Genomic DNA, 15,387 nt, shown 5'->3' with positions numbered 1-15,387 from the left:
ATCAGTGAGCCAGTAATCCAGAAGAAGTTATTGCTCACACCCTGCGGTTGGGCACGGGAACAAGGAGGCAGCCATGGACGGAATGGGAAAGGCGATCAGGAATCTTGCAAAAAATATAAAGCTTATTTATGCACTGCGGACAATACTGATCGTATTGTCTGCCAGTCTGGTCTGCCTTTTGCTTAATCAGTTCGGTGTGGAAAAGGAAAACGGGCTGATGGTATTTATGGTGGCTGTGCTTTTGATCAGTGTATTTACAAAAGGGTATGAGTACGGCATCATAGGCGCTATTGTAAGCGTTATGATGTTCAACTATTTTTTTACGATTCCGGTACACACCTTCGCGATTATGAATCCGAATGATGTGGCGCTGATGGGCTTTTTTCTGATTACAGCCTGCATATCCTCCAGCCTGACGGCCCGCTTCCAGAAACAGCTGGTAATTGCCCAGGGCAGTGAGGAGACGGCGCTGAGACTCTATGAGATGTCCGAAAAGTTCATCAATGTAACCGGCAAAGATAATATTATCCAGCTGGGAATCCACTATATTTATGAGCACACGGGATATGAAAGTATTGTAGAGCTGGAAGGGGAGACAATTCCCGCCGGGTCTGGCAATGAGTACACTTCCAAGGACTACCTGATGTTCCCGATCATCGGTATGGCCAGACAGCTGGGGACTTTAAAAGTGTTCAACCACAAACAGGGATTGGCGGCGGAAGCGGAGATGCTGGTGAAAACGGCGGCCAACCAGATTGGAATCGCGCTGGACCGCGAACTGATCTATGCGGAACAGGAGCAGACCAAACTGGAGGTGCAGCGGGAACATATGAAGAGCAGTATGCTGCGCAGTATTTCTCATGACTTTCGGACACCCCTGACAGGGATTATGGGTGACTGCAGCCTGATGATCGAGAACCAGACTATGGACAGACAGACACGGGACGAACTTTTGCGGGATGTTATAGAACAATCTATGTGGCTGATGAAGATGATGGAAAATGTACTGAGCATGACCCGGATCGAGAGTGGACAGCAGTTCATCGAAAAACACCAGGAGGTCATCGACGATATTGTCTATGAGGTGCAGAAGCATGTGATCGGCCTGAAAAGCAGAAGGGATTTCAGAGTGTCCCTGCCTGACCGTGTGGTTGTAGCGGATATGGACGGGAAGATGATCATGCAGGTCCTGGTGAATCTTCTGGACAATGCGGTGAAGCATACGCAGGACGGGGGAAGCATTTCCCTGGATGTTTCCTACCGGAAAAACAGGGTTTACTTTGTCGTGAAAGATGATGGCGATGGAATCGCAGAGGAGATGAAGGAAAAGATCTTCGATGAATTCGTATCACTTTCGGATAAAAGCACAGACAGAAAACGAGGAATCGGCCTGGGCCTTGCAATCTGCAAGGAGGTGGTGGAAGCCCACGGCGGCAGGATATGGGCAGAAAACCGCAGAGAGGGCGGCGCCAGATTTACCTTCTGGCTGGAAGCAAGAATTGCAGAATAAGGGAACCTGTTAACAGGCCGCGAGAAAATAGTAACGAATCATGAACGGGTGGTATAGATGAACGAGAAAAAGACAATTTTAATTGTTGAAGATGACAAATATATTGTAAATTTCATGAGTATGACATTAAAAGATGAGGGATACGGCTATTATGTCGCGAAGTCGGTAAAGGAGGCAATCAGCCTTTTCTACGCAAACCAGCCGGATATGATCCTGCTGGATCTGGGGCTTCCGGATGGGGAAGGCCTGGAGGTGGTTAAGCATGTCAGGGAGTTGTCCAACACTCCGATTATTGTCGTATCTGCAAGGCAGGAAGAGCAGGAAAAGATACAGGCACTGGATGCAGGGGCCGATGATTATGTTACGAAACCATTTTATATGGGAGAACTGATGGCGAGAATCAGGGTTGCCATGCGTAAGATGGAGAAGATAGCGCCTGACAGCGCTCAGGAAATGTTTCATCAGGATTATCTGACCGTAGACTATACGAAACGAAGTGTCCAGGTGGACGGAGAGGAGATACACCTCACTCCTATCGAGTATAAGATCCTGACGCTGCTTATTTCAAACCGCGGAAAAGTACTGACCCACAACTATATATTAAAAAAGATCTGGGGGTATGGTGAAGGCGTCGAGGCCGGTACACTCCGGGTATTCATGGCCACGCTGCGCAGAAAGATTGAGAAGAATCCTGCAGAACCCCGGTTTATAGTGACAGAAGTAGGCGTAGGATACCGGTTCAAGGAATAGAGCCAATCTGCCCGTATTCCTTGCATCCGTTTCCTACGCCTTTGTCTGAAGCGCATTTAGTATGTCAGGAATCTCCTTCGATTCCGAAAAAATCTGATATTCCGGTTCCCGGATATCCCCGAGATAGTGGGCATCTGAACTGCTTACGATATTGCATTGTAAGAAGTACGGATGCTCTTTTTGTATTCTGTGCAGGTTTTTCAGGTCATGGAACTCCGCACAGGTAAAGGTACTGTCTGGCGGGACGAATCCCAGGTTGGAGAGGACACTCGTTGAACTCTTATCCACATGGGCCGGATAGGCGATGCCGCCATAGGACGCAGTCAGAGAAAAAGCATCGTCGAACGTAATGTCCGTGGCATTAATCAGCAGATTCTCCACCGTACCCGTTACTTTGTCGTTCTCGTCCATGATCTGCTGTTTGCCGAATATCGCTTCCCTATTCTTAATGGGAAGCATATGTTCATACACATATCCGTCGAATGCAAGGGCATTCTCCAGTGCGGGAAAGAGGCAGATGACGTGAACTTCCTCAACGGTGCACAGCTCCATTCCGGGAATGACAATGACACCGTATTCTCTGCCTTGCAACATGGCTGCGGGGCAGTTTTTACAGCTGTTGTGATCCGTGAGGGCGATAACGTCCAGGCCCTTGATGGAAGCCATACCTGCAATATTGGCAGGAGTCATGTCATCATCTCCACAGGGGGAGAGGCAGGAGTGGAGATGCAGGTCATAATATAACGGAATCATGATAATCCTGCTTCATAAACTTCCAGAGCCATGTCAAAAACCGGAAGTTCCGTGGTCAGGACGGCAATGCCTTCGCTTTCTGCCTGTTTTAGTGTCCCTTCGTCCAGTCCAACACCCTCCGCCAGGATGATGCAGGCGGTCTCCGTCAGAGAGGCAACCGCCAGTGTATTCTTATTCCCCATTACCGTAACCCAGACACCGTCTGCCGGGGCCTTACTCATAGCAATGCTGAGCAGGTCGCAGCAGAATACTTTGGACAGTTCCCGCTTCGGATCCCCTTTTACCAGCACCTTACATCCGGGTATCTCTAATACAGCCTGTAGTTTCATACTTTATTCCTCCCTCTTATTTTTATGCCTCTGCGGAACTCCGAATGCATCCAGTTCTGCCGTGAGCTTATGTATGTACTCATGAAGCAGCTTGGCGTTGTCATCATCAGAGTTACAGGTCAAATTGGATGTTTTGGAAAGAAAATCGATCTCTTTTGAGAGACTGGAAATATGTTCTCTCAGTACGTAGATACAGTCATTGCTGGTTGCAGCTCCTCTTACGATATCTTCTGCCAAAGTCTGGCAGGTGGGCGCCCCGCAGGAACCGCAGTCCAGCCCCGGGAACTTCTTGGTCAGTTCTTCCACCGTGCTCATCATTTCCAGGCTTTCCTTGAAACTGTTGCCAAGACGGAAGACCGGTTCATACTCCACATCGTCATCCCAGTGTACGCTTTTCAGCTCAGGATGGCTGGAGAGATGGCTTTTGGAGACGGGCTGATAGCGCAGCAGGCGTTTCGTCTTGGTAGTTGCCACATAAGCGTTTTCCACGGTCAGGGTGCCGCCAACACAACCGCCGTTGCAGGCACTGAGTTCGATAAACTTCAGACCGTGAATCCTCTCATCCTCAATCTCTTCCAGAACTCGAAGGATATTGACGATACCATCGGCCGCCAGATAGCTGTCGATCAGAAGACCGCCCACTTCGCCGCCGGCATTGCCCCAGCCAAGCCCGATCCTGCCGGAATTGGAGAGCGGCTCCAGCTGTGACTCGTCTCGGCTCATATGCGGGAGCAGCAGCGGATAGACATCCTTGATGGCAACCACTTTATCAATGTTGCTCTTGTCGATTCCTAGAGGCGCTTTAGAATAAGAAACCTTGGAGGGGCACGGGGAGATAAAGATGATCCCGATATCCTCGGAAGGCAGCCCCGTTTTCTCTATGGCACGCGCCCTGGCTATCTCGGCGGCAACCTCTACTGGCGGTTTGATCGGAAGCAGCTTGGAGAGCAGGGAGGGGAACTTCACCCGGATCAGCCTGACCACGGACGGACAGGCGGAACTGATGAACGGCCCTTCGTCTTCATGTTCCTTCATATACTCCCTGGAAGCTTCGGAGACCAGCTCCGCCGCCGCACTGACCTCATATACGTCGTCAAACCCCAGTTTAAGCAGGGCGTTCAGTATAATGTCCACATTAGTCAGGTTGTTGAACTGAGAATAGAGTGACGGCGCGGGCAGTGCAACGGTATATTTGTAATCGTTCAAAACATTTAAGGAATCATATATTGGTATCTTTGCATGGTGCGGGCAGTAACGGATACACCTGCCGCAGTCTATGCAGAACTTATCGATAATATGGGCTTTCCCATTATGTACACGAATTGCCTGGGTCGGGCAATACTTGATACAATTAATACAGCCCTGGCAGAGGTCTTCCTTGAGTCGGACAGACCGCATAAATTTGTCCATGACAGCTCCTTTCGTTACAGTGATTCATAAATCCGGCTGTGCGGTTAGATAAATACCTTCATGGTAACAGTAGTGCCCTTTCCGGGCACAGATTCTATGTGAAAATCATCCGAATATTTCTTCATATTCGGAAGTCCCATGCCGGCACCAAAACCGAGAGAACGCACTTCCTCCGGCGCAGTAGAGTACCCCTCCTGCATTGCCTTGGAGATGTCCTCGATACCAGGCCCCACATCGGCAAGGACCATTGTGATCTCAGTATCCGAGATTGTAACGGTGATTTCTCCGCCATTGGCATGAATCACCATGTTGATCTCACCCTCATACATGGCGATGGCGACCTTGCGGATAGCGGAAGCATTCACTCCCAGCATCTTCAGTTTGTTTTTAATGGCGCTGCTGGCCTCCCCGGCACGGGTAAAATCATCCCCGGAGATCGTATAAGTAAATGTCAATAATTCATCCATTCAGGCACCTCCCCGTAGTCCGTGTTCGTACAGGATCCCACATGTTGTAAACATAAAATGCTTGGTGGCCAGAATAGCCATTCCCTTGCCGCGGGCCAGTGCAATGATATTCTCATCCGGCATCTTGCCGCGTACAAATACAATACAGGCAATGTCCAGCATCTCCGCCGTTCTGACCACCTGCGGATTGCACAGTCCGGTAATCAGGACAGAGCACTGATCGGCAAAGGCAAGGACATCGCTCATCATATCAGATGAAAAAACGAATTCTGCATCCAAATCCAATAATTCTTCGCCGAACAGAATGTCGGCATCCAGCAATTTCTTCATTTCCCCTATTGTCATAAGCCCTCCTAAATTCTGAAAATAAAGTATTAACCCAAGAAGATATCAGGTAAAATCATGGGTTTAGTATAGCATTTGTACCTATAAAAAGCAATCGGGATTTAGCGACGGGCTTTAGTCTCGGCGCGGATGGGGACGCTCCATAAAGGGATAGCCGAAAACCTCCCGGAGAACATCTATGTCCTTTCAAAAACGCGGCCGCGGACCTAAGAAATTCTAGGCGGGAAACAGCCCTGAAAATGGAGCACCACTGACACATCACGAGAAATCCGATGATTTCTCGCGCTGGGTCAGCTGATTTTTGGATTCGGAATCCAAAAATCTCTCCATTTTCCGGGTTGTTTCCCACCAAGAATTTCTAAGGTCCGCTTTGAGCGTTTTTGAAAGGACATGGATGTTCTCCGTGAGGCTTTCAGCTATCCCTTCATGGAGCTGGCGCATCCAACCGGCAGGAAAAAGCTCGTTTCTAAGGAGAGGCCTCAAGCGGGGGCAGCGTATGGTATTGAATTGGCGGGACTTTTATGTCCCCAGTAGGTGTACATAAGCAATGGGATACGGTTCCAGTATCAAAATAATTCAACACATCTTGAAGATGAAAAGATACGCATAGCCAATCCACATCCGCTGCCCTGGTCCGGGATCCCACCCGGTTGGCGAGCTTTCCTGCCGATTGGATGAGCCAGCTTTATGACAGGGAGGCCGGGGAGGCGCTGGGGCTGTATATGCCGTTGCGATATGCTGGAGTGCGCTTAGTGATTCTTGAACAGCCGATGCCGGATAGGCGGGGAAAAACTTGATCTCCAAATCAAGTTTTTGCTGAACCCAGCGCGGGAAATCATCAGATTTCCCGTGATGTGTTCAGCGTACCCGTCTATCCGGCATCGGCTGTTCTAGAAGCACTTAGCAGCATGGGTGCATATCGCAACGGCATATACAGCCCCAGCGCTTCCCCGGCCTCCCTGTCATGAAGCGTCCCCGTCCGTCGACAAGTCTAAAGCTTGCCGACTAAATCCCGATTTCGTGAATATTAGTAATAATGAGAATAATTATCGGCAAATATGAACAAAAAGTAACGTAAATAGTTCTGGAATTTTGTCATATCTCATGGTATTATAATATGGGTATAAACCCAAAGAAAAGAATGGAGGTTAAGCGATGCTCGCGAAGAAACAAACCGTTCCGTTTACAGGAACAAAGGAACAAGAAGAATCTTTATTAAAAGTGATAGCTGAGCTGAAGGATGAAAAAGGCGCCTTGATGCCAATTCTTCAAAAAGCCCAGGATATCTATGGATACCTTCCAATAGAGGTACAGACAATCATTTCTAACGAAACCGGGATCCCTCTGGAAAAGATATACGGAGTTGTTACATTCTATTCCCAGTTTACATTAAACCCGAAAGGAAAATATCAGATTTCCGTCTGTCTCGGAACTGCCTGTTATGTCAAAGGCTCCGGGGATATTTACAATGCGCTCATGGAAAAACTTGGCATTGTTGGCGGGGAATGTACGCCTGACGGCAAGTTTTCACTGGATGCATGCCGTTGTGTAGGCGCCTGTGGACTGGCTCCGGTTTTGATGGTCAATGACGAAGTATATGGCCGTCTGACGGTGGATGATATTGACGACATTTTAGCAAAATACGAATAAGCCTATGATGCCGGAAATATCTCTGAACATATTGGACGTTGCTGAAAATTCTGTACGTGCAGGAGCATCACTTATTGAAATAGGGGTTTCTGTGCAGACAGAGGAGGACACGCTCACCGTTGTAATCAAGGATGACGGATGCGGTATGTCTGCAGAACAGGTAGAAAAGGTGCAGGACCCATTTTACACGACTAGGACTACGAGAAGAGTAGGTTTGGGAGTGCCTTTTTTCAAACAGGCTGCAGAGAGTACAGGAGGGAGCTTCTCCATTATGTCGGAATTAGGAAAGGGAACAGTGGTAACCGCTGTTTTTGGATTATCACATATAGACAGAATGCCGCTCGGGGATATTAGTTCTACCATACATACACTGGTTGTTTTCAATGAACAGATTCGATTCATCTATACTTACCGGTATAATGACAGTGAGTTTGTTCTGGATACTCGTGAGATCAGAGAGATTCTGGGGGAAGATATTTCTTTCTCAAGTCTGGAGGTTTCCGGATTTATCAAGGAATTTCTCGAGTCAAATAAGGCTGAGGCAGATCAGGGAGCGGATATATAGATGATTTTGAAAATAAGAATGGAGGAAATATATGAAATCTCTCGAAGAATTACGCGCAATTAGAGAAAAAATGCAGGGTAAAGTCGGCGTCCGCGCAGAGAGCGAAGACCAGATCAGAGTGGTGGTCGGCATGGCTACCTGCGGAATCGCAAGCGGCGCAAGACCAGTGCTGACAGCTCTTTCCGATGCTGTTCAGGAGCAGGGCCTTAACAATATTAACGTAACACAGACAGGATGCATTGGACTCTGCCAGTACGAGCCGATCGTAGAAGTCATGGAACCAGGCAAGGAGAAAGTTACATATGTAAAGATGAATCCGGAAAAGGCATTGGAAGTATTAAGAATGCATCTTCTGGACGGCCAGGTCGTAACAAAGTATACATTGGGTGCAGTACAGAAGAGTGTTGAGAAAAAATAAAGGAGGCTGATGATTATGTATCGTTCGCACGTTTTGGTTTGTGGTGGAACAGGCTGTACTTCCTCCGGAAGCCCGAGAATTATAGAAAAACTTGAGAAAGAGATCAAAGCCCAGGGCCTGGCTGATGAAGTCGGTGTTGTTAAAACCGGCTGCTTCGGACTGTGTGCACTGGGACCGATCATGATTGTATATCCGGAAGGATCTTTCTATTCCATGGTACAGGAAGACGATATTCCGGAGATTGTATCCGAACATCTGTTAAAGGGAAGGGTAGTTACCCGTCTTCTTTATGATGAGACAACAAAGACAGACAAGATTCTTCCTCTGAATGAGACAAACTTTTACAAGAAACAGAAGAGAGTCGCTTTGAGAAACTGCGGTGTTATTAATCCGGAGGATATCGAAGAATACATAGGTACGGGAGGATATGAGGCCCTGGGTACCGTACTGACGGAAAAGACACCGGAAGATGTCATCCAGATCCTGTTGGACAGCGGCCTTAGAGGACGCGGAGGCGCCGGTTTCCCGACGGGTTTGAAGTGGAAATTTGCGGCGGCAAATGACGCGGATCAGAAGTATGTCTGCTGTAATGCCGACGAGGGAGATCCGGGTGCATTCATGGACCGTTCTGTACTGGAAGGCGACCCACACGTAGTTCTGGAGGCTATGACAATCGCAGGCTATGCGATCGGTGCTTCACAGGGTTACATTTATGTGCGTGCTGAGTACCCAATCGCAGTAAAACGCCTCGAAATCGCGATCGGACAGGCGAGAGAATACGGCCTGCTAGGAAAAAATATTTTCGACAGCGGCTTCGATTTTGATATTGAATTGAGACTTGGCGCAGGCGCTTTTGTCTGCGGTGAGGAAACGGCTCTTATGACTTCTATCGAGGGCAACAGAGGGGAGCCAAGACCTCGTCCGCCATTCCCGGCGCTGAAAGGTTTGTTCGAGAAGCCGACCATATTGAATAATGTTGAGACGTATGCGAACATCCCGCAGATTATCGTGAACGGCCCGGAATGGTTTGCATCCATGGGTACGGAAAAGTCTAAGGGTACAAAAGTATTCGCTCTCGGCGGTAAGATTAACAATACTGGTCTTGTGGAGATTCCAATGGGAACCACGCTCCGTGAGATCGTAGAAGAGATTGGCGGCGGTGTGCCGAACGGCAAGAAGTTCAAAGCAGCCCAGACAGGCGGACCATCCGGCGGCTGTATTCCGGCCGAGCACTTTGATGTGCCGATCGACTATGATAACCTGATCGAGATCGGCTCCATGATGGGATCCGGCGGTCTGATCGTTATGGATGAAGACAACTGTATGGTAGATATCGCGAAGTTCTTCCTGGAATTTACAGTAGACGAATCCTGTGGTAAGTGTACGCCATGCCGTGTCGGCACAAGACGTATGCTGGAGATCCTGGAGAAGATCACGAAGGGCCAGGCTACTATGGAAGATCTGGATAAGCTGGAAGAACTGTGCTACCACTTGAAATCCAATTCCCTGTGCGCATTGGGGCAGACAGCGCCGAACCCGGTACTTTCCACGCTTCATTACTTCAGGGACGAATACATCGCACATATCGTAGACAAAAAATGTCCGGCAGGAGTATGTAAAGACCTGCTCCACTACAAGATTGATGCTGATAAATGTAAAGGGTGTACCTTATGTGCAAGAACCTGTCCGTCTGATGCAATCATTGGCAGCGTAAAAGAACCACATATGATTAACCCTGAAAAATGTGTTAAGTGCGGTGCTTGTATGGAGAAATGCCGTTTCGGTGCGATTTACAAAGAGTAATGGAGGATAGAGACTATGGAAAATGTAAATATTAAAATTAATGGCATAGATGTCTGTGCACCGGCAGGCTCTACGATTCTGGATGCGGCACATATCGCAGGGATCAAGATCCCGACGCTGTGCTTCCTGAAGGAAATCAACGAGATCGGCGCCTGCCGTATGTGCATCGTAGAAGTAAAAGGCGCAAGGAATCTGGTTGCAGCATGTGTACACCCGATCAATGAGGGAATGGAGGTCCTGACCAACACTCCGGAACTGATTGCATCGAGAAAGCGTACGCTGGAACTGATTCTTTCCAATCATGATAAAAAATGTCTGTCCTGCGTCAGAAGCGGAAAGTGCGAGCTTCAGGAGCTCTGTCAGGAACTGGGCGTGGAAGATGAAAATTATTTTGCAGGAGAATCACCGGAGTTTGAGCTGGATGACAGTGCACCTCATATGATCCGTGACAATAACAAGTGTATTCTCTGCAGAAGATGTACAGCTGTCTGTGAAAAAGTACAGTCCGTAGGCGTAATTGGACCAAACAACAGAGGATTCGCATCATTTATCGGCTCACCGTTTGATATGGGCCTGGCGGAAACAAGCTGTGTATCCTGCGGCCAGTGTATCACCGCATGTCCGACTGGTGCTTTATATGAAAAAGACTTTATCGACGACGTGCTCGCTGCAATTGCGGATGAGAGCAAACATGTCATCGTTCAGCCGGCTCCTTCCGTAAGAGCTGCCCTTGGAGAAGAATTCGGATATCCGATGGGAACAGACGTGGAAGGCAAGATGGCGGCGGCACTCAGAAGAATCGGATTCGACGGAGTATTCGATACAGACTTCAGTGCAGACCTTACCATCATGGAGGAGGCACATGAGTTCCTCGATCGTGTACAGAACGGCGGAGTGCTTCCGATGATGACCTCCTGTTCACCGGGATGGATCAAATACTGTGAGCATTACTATCCGGATCAGCTGGAACACCTGTCCAGCTGCAAATCACCACAGCAGATGTTCGGCGCTATCGCAAAGACATATTATGCCGAGAAGATGGGCATAGACCCGAAGAACATCGTATGTGTCAGCGTAATGCCGTGTACGGCGAAGAAGTTCGAGATCAACCGTGACGACCAGGATGCAGCAGGAGTACCTGACGTAGACATCTCAATCACCACAAGAGAACTTGCCCGTCTGATCCGCAAAGTCGGAATCAACTTCAGAAGCCTGCCGGACGAAGGATTCGACGATCCGTTAGGAGAGTCCACAGGTGCGGGCGTTATCTTCGGAGCAACCGGAGGCGTTATGGAAGCAGCGCTGCGTACCGCAGTTGAGACCCTGACAGGCGAAGAACTTGCAAGCCTGGAGTTCAACGAGGTCCGCGGTACAGAAGGAATCAAAGAGGCTACATACAATGTGGCAGGAATGGATGTGAAAGTAGCAGTAGCATCCGGACTGTCCAACGCAAAGCAGATTATGGATAAAGTACGTGCAGGGGAGGCAGACTATCACTTTATCGAGATCATGTGCTGCCCGGGCGGATGTGTAAACGGAGGCGGACAGCCTCAGGTACATGCAGACGTACGCAACTATGAAGATGTCAGAGCTATCCGTGCAAAGGCACTGTATGATAATGACAAAGCAAAAACTATCAGAAAATCACATGACAACCCGTCTATCAAGAAACTCTATGAGGAGTTCCTTGGAGAACCGGGAAGTGAAAAGGCACATCATATACTGCATACAAGCTATGTAAAGAGAAGTATTAACTAAGGAGCGTTTTAGCGAGTGGACGGGACGCTAAGTAAAAGGTGAGCCGGATCCCCCTGTGGGGCTGTGCATGCCATTTCTGTATCCTGCCCGCTTGCTAAGAATCCGTAAGAGAAAAAAACAGGGAACCTGGAGGGACTTGCCGCATTTGGCCCAAAATCTTGATGATTTTGAGCCACAGGCGGCAACAGAATTTGTTTTGGTAAAACAAATTCTGCCCTCCAGGTTCCCTGTTTTTTCTCTAACGGATTCTATCGCGCGCTCTAAGGGTACAAAAATGGCATGCACAGCCCCACAGGGGGATCCGGCTCACCTTTCACTTAGCTGGGCGCATCCGGCCGGCAGGAAAGAGCGTTCCCCCTCGGAGGGGAGATTAAGGCGGGAGATGCGGATGGTGCGGGCCTGGGTGGGACGGTATCGTAAGGGGGTGCGTTATAATTGACTACAGGAGGACTTTACGCGTATCCAAAAGGATCCACCGGCCCCGTTAAACTCCCCATGAACAGCATTCAACCGTCTGGATGCACCCAGCCTGTGGAAGGAAGTTTCCCGCCCCCCGGCACAAGTCCCTCCTTCCACAGGCGGCCTCCTTCCCCCATCCGTTCATTCCTCCCGTCATTCACTAAAATTTATGGATATTTGGAGGGATCAGTGGTAGAATGGTTTCAGAAATGTTTTGAGATGAGAGGAGCTTAGAAGTCATGAGAGTGATTGATTTTAAGGATGCGAAATGCAGGCACTGTTACAAGTGTGTGCGCTACTGTATGGTGAAGGCGATTTCCGTACGGGATGAGCAGGCGCATATTCTTAAGGACCACTGTATTAACTGCGGCCGGTGTATGGAGATCTGTCCGCAGAATGCAAAGACGTTTGCCAGCGATATGGATCGGGTGAAGGGGTATCTGAGGCAGGGGTTTAAAACGATTATTTCGATTGCTCCGTCTTATATGGGAGTACTGGAATTTAAACGGCCGGGACAGATTGTGGATGCTCTTTTGAAACTTGGGTTTGCAGAGGTCAGGGAGACGGCTGAAGGGGCAGCCATGGTGACGAATGAGTATAAAAAAATCATTCGGGAAAATACGATGCCCAATATAATTACGACCTGCTGTCCGAGTGTTAATGATCTGGTGGAAAAGTATTATCCTGACTGCGTGGATCTGCTGGCGCCGGTGGTATCACCTATGGTAGCACACGGACGTTATATAAAAAAACTGTACGGAGACGATGTGAAAGTGGTATTTTTAGGGCCGTGTATTGCGAAGAAACAGGAGGCAATCGGGGATGAAAGAGTATTCGGAGCGATTGATGCAATTCTTACTTTTGAAGAACTGGCGATCTGGCTGGATGAGGCAGGAATCGACATCTATGCTTGCGAGGATAAGCCCATGGGCAACCCGGATCCAAAGGTTAACCGTATGTATCCAATCAGCGGAGGCGTAATTCAGTCCGTTGTGACCGAGGAGGAGGCCGATACATACCATAAAGTCTATGTGGACGGGCTGGCAAACTGCATGGAGATGCTGGAGTGTCTGCAGCGGGGAGAACTGGAGCACTGCTTTATTGAGGCAAATGTCTGTGAAGGGGGATGCGCGAAGGGCCCGGCATCCGCAAGGTGGAATACGTCTTATGTGAAGGCGAAAGTAAAGATTGAAAATGAGGTATCTTATAAGGCGGCCAGGGACCTGCCAGATATGAGCACGCAGGAACTGGCAAAGGCATTTGAGGACAATCATCTGACGGACCGTATCCCCACGGATGAAGAGATCCGGGATATTCTGAAGTCTACCGGGAAATATTCCGAGGAGGACGAATTGAACTGCGGAGCATGTGGTTATCCTACCTGCAGGGATAAAGCGATCGCCGTTTATCAGAACAAGGCAGAACTGTCCATGTGCATGCCGTATGCGCTGACGCAGGCGGAGTCTATGTCCAATGTGGTGATGGATGTTACGCCGAATATGATTTTTATTATAGACAGCAGTATGAAGATCAGGGAATGTAATAAAAAGGCCCAGGAACTGCTCGGAGTGGGCAGGGATGAGGCCGTTCAGCGTTACATTTTCGAATTCATAGAGGCAGAGGATATTGAGGAGACACTGCGCACCAGGGAGCCCGTGATCCACAAGAAGATCCAGCTGGAACACGGCAGAATGACTGCGGAGGAGACGATCGTTTATATTGAAAACCTGGATTCCGTGCTTGTGACTTTTCAGGATGTAACCAGGGAGGAGAAGATCAAGGAGCAGCATTATTTCCTAAAAGTGGAGACCGTTAAGATGGCGCAGGAGGTCATTGAGAAGCAGATGATGGTTGCCCAGGAGATTGCAGGTCTGCTCGGTGAGACAACAGCAGAGACAAAGGTGACGCTGACAAAACTTCGGGATTCTATCCTCAATGAAGGGGAGGAATGATATGAGCGTAAGTATAGACGTGGCATGGAAGAGCCTGAATAAGCACCACGAAGAACTGTGCGGCGATAAAGTGGAGATCTTAAAGACGGAAGACTCCGACATTGTGATTCTTGCGGACGGAATGGGGAGTGGTGTGAAAGCTAACATTCTCGCAACACTGACATCCAAGATACTCAGGACAATGCTGTTCGAAGGCGCGGCCATAGAATCTTGTGTGGCGACAATCGCCAAAACACTTCCGATCTGCCAGGTGAGGAAGGTAGCATATGCGACTTTCAGTATCCTGCAGATCTTCCGCAATGGAGACGCCTATCTGGTGGAATACGATAATCCGGCCTGTGTATTTATCCGGGACAAGAAAATTGTAAACTATCCCTACGAGGAAAGGGTGATTGAGGGAAAGAAAATCCACGAATACCGTTTTAAGGTCCAGCAGAATGACTGCTTTGTACTGATGAGCGACGGCGTGATCTATGCCGGCGCGGGTGAGATACTGAACCTGCAGGGGTGGACCTGGGAGAGTATGGCGGAGTATACCCTGCAGTGCACGAAAAAAACGATGTCGGCCTCCAGGCTGGCTGCCCTTCTAAGCCAAGCATGCGATGACCTCTATGTCCAGAAACCGGGCGATGACACAACGGTGGCAGTGGCCAGGGTGATCGAGCGGAGAGTGGTGAATATATTTACAGGGCCTCCAAAGAGCAAGGAAGACGATGAAAAACTGATGCATGAATTTATGCATAAAGAAGGCCGGAAAATCGTATGCGGCGGGACAAGCGCCAATATTGCCGCAAGGATTCTCAGGAAAGATATTATCACCAAAGTGGATTACAATGATCCCAACGTGCCCCCTATGGCAACGATAGAAGGGCTGGATCTGGTGACAGAGGGTGTGCTGACCCTGGGCAAGGCGCTGAAATTGCTGAAACGGTATGTGAAGGATGAATTTGACGTGGAGTTCTTCGATGAACTGGATGCCAATAACGGTGCATCCCGGCTTGCAAAGATCTTGATCGAAGAGTGCACAGAGCTGAATCTCTTCGTGGGGACTGCCGTGAATGAGGCACACCAGAACTCGGAATTGAGTTTTGACCTCAGTGTGCGGATGAATCTGATAGAGCAGCTGGAGTCCGTAGTCAGTAAGATGGGAAAAAAAGTCAAAGTAAATTATTATTAGGAGGGAAGTACTCAGCCTGTGTATGAGGCCATTATGCCGCC

General features: G+C 48.9%; 14 protein-coding genes. 9 read left to right on the top strand and 5 right to left on the bottom strand.

Features of this window, described 5'->3' with window-relative positions:
• The first annotated feature begins 73 nt into the window (after positions 1–73).
• Together MWG26_RS13095 and MWG26_RS13090 are read left to right on the top strand one after the other, a co-directional pair.
• Entirely contained in the window at positions 74–1,510 is a 1,437-nt protein-coding gene (locus MWG26_RS13095) for a sensor histidine kinase (protein WP_025657122.1), read from the top strand.
• 57 nt (positions 1,511–1,567) lie between these two features.
• On the top strand, positions 1,568–2,260 hold the full coding sequence (locus MWG26_RS13090; protein ID WP_025657123.1) for a response regulator: 693 nt from the start codon (positions 1,568–1,570) through the stop codon (positions 2,258–2,260).
• A 33-nt stretch (positions 2,261–2,293) separates the two neighbouring features.
• Here the strand turns inward: MWG26_RS13090 and MWG26_RS13085 are convergent, their stop codons facing one another.
• Genes MWG26_RS13085 through MWG26_RS13065 form a run of 5 tightly spaced genes read right to left on the bottom strand, consistent with a single transcriptional unit; the run spans position 2,294 to position 5,564 of the window.
• Positions 2,294–3,013, bottom strand: coding sequence for a PHP domain-containing protein (locus MWG26_RS13085; protein ID WP_025657124.1), 720 nt, complete (start codon positions 3,011–3,013; stop codon positions 2,294–2,296).
• Positions 3,010–3,342: a DRTGG domain-containing protein gene (locus tag MWG26_RS13080; protein ID WP_025657125.1), complete on the bottom strand. Its 333-nt coding sequence runs from the start codon at positions 3,340–3,342 to the stop codon at positions 3,010–3,012. The genes MWG26_RS13085 and MWG26_RS13080 overlap by 4 nt, the downstream gene beginning before the upstream one ends.
• A gap of 3 nt (positions 3,343–3,345) precedes the next feature.
• Positions 3,346–4,752 (bottom strand): [Fe-Fe] hydrogenase large subunit C-terminal domain-containing protein, encoded by a 1,407-nt coding sequence (locus MWG26_RS13075; protein ID WP_025657126.1) that lies wholly within the window; start codon positions 4,750–4,752, stop codon positions 3,346–3,348.
• A gap of 44 nt (positions 4,753–4,796) precedes the next feature.
• Positions 4,797–5,219, bottom strand: a complete 423-nt coding sequence (locus tag MWG26_RS13070) for an ATP-binding protein (RefSeq protein WP_025657127.1) — start codon at positions 5,217–5,219, stop codon at positions 4,797–4,799.
• A complete protein-coding gene (locus tag MWG26_RS13065; protein ID WP_025657128.1) occupies positions 5,220–5,564 on the bottom strand; it encodes a DRTGG domain-containing protein in 345 nt (114 codons plus the stop codon). It lies immediately after the preceding gene.
• Positions 5,565–6,719: 1,155 nt separating this feature from the next.
• Here MWG26_RS13065 and MWG26_RS13060 point away from each other — a divergent pair.
• From MWG26_RS13060 to MWG26_RS13030, 7 genes are all read left to right on the top strand, one after another.
• Entirely contained in the window at positions 6,720–7,214 is a 495-nt protein-coding gene (locus tag MWG26_RS13060; protein WP_025657129.1) for an NADH-quinone oxidoreductase subunit NuoE family protein, read from the top strand.
• A 4-nt stretch (positions 7,215–7,218) separates the two neighbouring features.
• Positions 7,219–7,779, top strand: coding sequence for an ATP-binding protein (locus MWG26_RS13055; protein WP_025657130.1), 561 nt, complete (start codon positions 7,219–7,221; stop codon positions 7,777–7,779).
• A 31-nt stretch (positions 7,780–7,810) separates the two neighbouring features.
• Positions 7,811–8,197, top strand: a complete 387-nt coding sequence (locus tag MWG26_RS13050) for a (2Fe-2S) ferredoxin domain-containing protein (protein ID WP_025657131.1) — start codon at positions 7,811–7,813, stop codon at positions 8,195–8,197.
• Between the two features lie 15 nt (positions 8,198–8,212).
• Positions 8,213–10,000 (top strand): NADH-quinone oxidoreductase subunit NuoF, encoded by a 1,788-nt coding sequence (gene nuoF / locus MWG26_RS13045; RefSeq protein ID WP_025657132.1) that lies wholly within the window; start codon positions 8,213–8,215, stop codon positions 9,998–10,000.
• Between the two features lie 15 nt (positions 10,001–10,015).
• Positions 10,016–11,758 carry an NADH-dependent [FeFe] hydrogenase, group A6 gene (locus MWG26_RS13040; protein WP_025657133.1) on the top strand — a complete coding sequence of 581 codons (1,743 nt, stop codon included), beginning with the start codon at positions 10,016–10,018 and terminating at the stop codon, positions 11,756–11,758.
• A gap of 698 nt (positions 11,759–12,456) precedes the next feature.
• Positions 12,457–14,169 (top strand): [Fe-Fe] hydrogenase large subunit C-terminal domain-containing protein, encoded by a 1,713-nt coding sequence (locus tag MWG26_RS13035; RefSeq protein ID WP_025657134.1) that lies wholly within the window; start codon positions 12,457–12,459, stop codon positions 14,167–14,169.
• A gap of 1 nt (position 14,170) precedes the next feature.
• A complete protein-coding gene (locus tag MWG26_RS13030; RefSeq protein WP_025657135.1) occupies positions 14,171–15,346 on the top strand; it encodes a SpoIIE family protein phosphatase in 1,176 nt (391 codons plus the stop codon).
• Positions 15,347–15,387 lie beyond the last annotated feature (41 nt).

Source organism: Faecalicatena contorta (assembly GCF_022835095.1).
GTDB classification, from domain to species: Bacteria; Bacillota; Clostridia; order Lachnospirales; family Lachnospiraceae; genus Faecalicatena; species Faecalicatena contorta.
This window is presented reverse-complemented; position numbering and strand designations above follow the sequence as displayed.